This is a genomic window from Paraliomyxa miuraensis (assembly GCF_026337845.1).
Lineage (GTDB): Bacteria > Myxococcota_A > Polyangia > Nannocystales > Nannocystaceae > Paraliomyxa > Paraliomyxa miuraensis.
This window is the reverse complement of sequence record NZ_JAOVZF010000100.1, coordinates 1-2,206: the sequence shown is the minus strand read 5'-3', so window position 1 is coordinate 2,206 and position 2,206 is coordinate 1. Positions and strand designations below refer to the sequence as shown.

Below are 2,206 nucleotides of genomic sequence, written 5' to 3'. Positions count from 1 at the left end.
GCCACCAGGGTTGGCCCCGCGCCCGCTGCCCGAGAACCGCTGGGAGGCTTTAGACGATGTCGTGGCGGCACGCCGCTGGGCCCTTCACGGTCGGGAGCCAGTCCGCCGAGGCGCATACCCGGGCCGCTTGCTCGTGTACTTTCCCGATGCCGACCTCGCTGACGGGGCTGCCGAGGCTGCGAGCGAGGGTTTCTTCGACACCCACAACGCCCCGCCCCCCGCCACGTGGATCGGCTACTTCGAGGACGGGGGCGATGACCCCAGCTATTCGGCGTACGTGCTGGCGTGGGTTCCCACGGATGCCGTCGTCATTGCCGACGCCGGGGTGGCCGTGAATCCCGAGGAGTGCATCCAGTGGGTCGGTGCCACCCGGGTGCTCCTTCGCCCTGTCCTTGCCCACGTGTGGCTGCCCACGCATCCGCGCGAGCCTCGATGAAGGCAGCCGAGCAGTCGAGCTCGGCGCCCAGTCGGAGTCGGTCCCCGGACTTGGCGCGCGGCCGTGCACAGCGAGGGAACCTGTCCACCGCAGTTCATGCTCGCGGCTACTGTCCCGTCATCGCCCCGAGCAACTCCAGCACGTCTGCCATCCGCGGACGCGAACTCGGTATCAGCGACGCGCACTTGAACGCCAGCCGCCGCAGGTCCGCGTACTCCACGGGTATCCCATCGAGGTCCGTCTTGCCGGTGAGCATGAACACCAAGACCTTCCCAAACGAGTACACGTCCGCGCTCGGATCGGCGGCCGTGCCCTCGAATTGCTCGGGCGCGGCATAGCCATAGGTCCCCGCCTGCTGGAAGGTGTACCCGGGTGCGGCGTGGGCCCGATTCTTCGCGATGCCGAAGTCTGCGAGCTTCCAGCTCGAGCCGGCGAGCAAGACGTTCTCCGGCTTGAGGTCTCGGTGCACGATCTCGGCCTGATGGAGCGCGGCGAGACCACGGGCGATCTGCAAGGCAATCGGAGCGGCCACCGCGGGAGAGAGTCTCTTGTGCGGCTGCGAGTCGACGTAGTGCCGTAGGTCGCCCCCTTCGGCGAAGTCGGTCACCAGCGCGACGTGCTCCTCGGTGCGCTTCAGATCGCGGACTTGCAGCAGGTGCTCGCAGTCCAGGTACTGGAGCCGTGCGTAGATGTCGGACTCACGTTGAAGGGCTGGGAGATCGTGCGAGTCCACTTGCACGCGCTTGAGGAACACGATCGTGCCGGTCGCTCGGTCGCGCGCACGGAAGCACTCGGCCATACCACCGCCGCCGAGCTCCTCGAGTAGTTCGTAGTCCGGCAGCTCCGCTTGCGCTGCTGGCGGTTCGCTCGGGGGCTCGTTGCCCTGCGCGGGCTCGGCCGCCCGCGGAGCGCCGCGAGCTGGCTTGCTCTCCGGCTTGCGGTCTTCTGGTGGTAGCTCGTAGCTCGGCCCGAGCAATGCCGAGAGTGCCTCCGAGCCGGGCGCCAGGTCCCTCGCCGTGAGCGTGATGACCTCCCAGCCGGGCGAGGCCTCCTGGAGTTGCTGGCGGATCCTGCGGTCGCGTCGTAAGCGCTCCCCGCGATGGAACGCGGCCCCATCCACGTAGATCGCTCGCCGCTGACCCTTCACCACGAAGTCCGCCACCGTGATCGGCTTGCCACCGGGCGCGACCTCGATCGGGACCTGCTTGTCGACCGGCAGGCCGTTGATCTCGAAGATCCTCAGGAACCGGAGCTCGAGCGGCGAGCCCACCCCTGCCGCATAGGACTCGAGCCACGGCCGGGGGTCGTAGTCCTCCTCGTGAGTCACCGTAGGGGTGGCGGTGGCGAGCTGCTCGAGCTCGGGAACGATCGACGGCCAGTCGAGATGCTGATGGTGGCGCTGGTTGGCGTATGACTTGAGGCACCGGTAGCACGCCGAGTCACATTCCTTGTGCTCGAGGTGCTCGAGCGTATGGGTAGCGACGAGCTGCAGCTCGTGGGCAGCCCGCTCGAGGAAACCACTGCCCCCCACGGCCGGATCGAGGAACGTCAGTGCACCACGGAGACGCTCGGGCCCGCCGTCGTCGGAGCGGTGGCGCCACATCGGTTCGAGGCTGAACTCGATCTCGGGGCCGTCGAGCATGTAGAGCTGCCGCATCCCGGTGCGAAGGGCGTAGCCGAGTGAGTTGGAATTCCCCCGAAAAAGTGGACACCCGATTTACGCCACTTCAGTCCTCTCCAGGTTCTCGTAGTATCGCCGCTCGAACTCGA

The 2,206-nt window shown here is 67.5% G+C and carries 2 protein-coding genes; one reads left to right on the top strand and one right to left on the bottom strand.

All coding sequences use genetic code 11. From position 1 onward, the window contains the following. The coding region (locus tag OEB96_RS00465; protein WP_266213397.1) for a hypothetical protein at positions 1-436 on the top strand (436 nt) is incomplete at its 5' end. A 106-nt stretch (positions 437-542) separates the two neighbouring features. Here OEB96_RS00465 and OEB96_RS00460 read toward each other — a convergent pair. Further along, positions 543-2,153, bottom strand: coding sequence for a protein kinase domain-containing protein (locus tag OEB96_RS00460; protein WP_266213398.1), 1,611 nt, complete (start codon positions 2,151-2,153; stop codon positions 543-545). Positions 2,154-2,206: the final 53 nt, after the last annotated feature.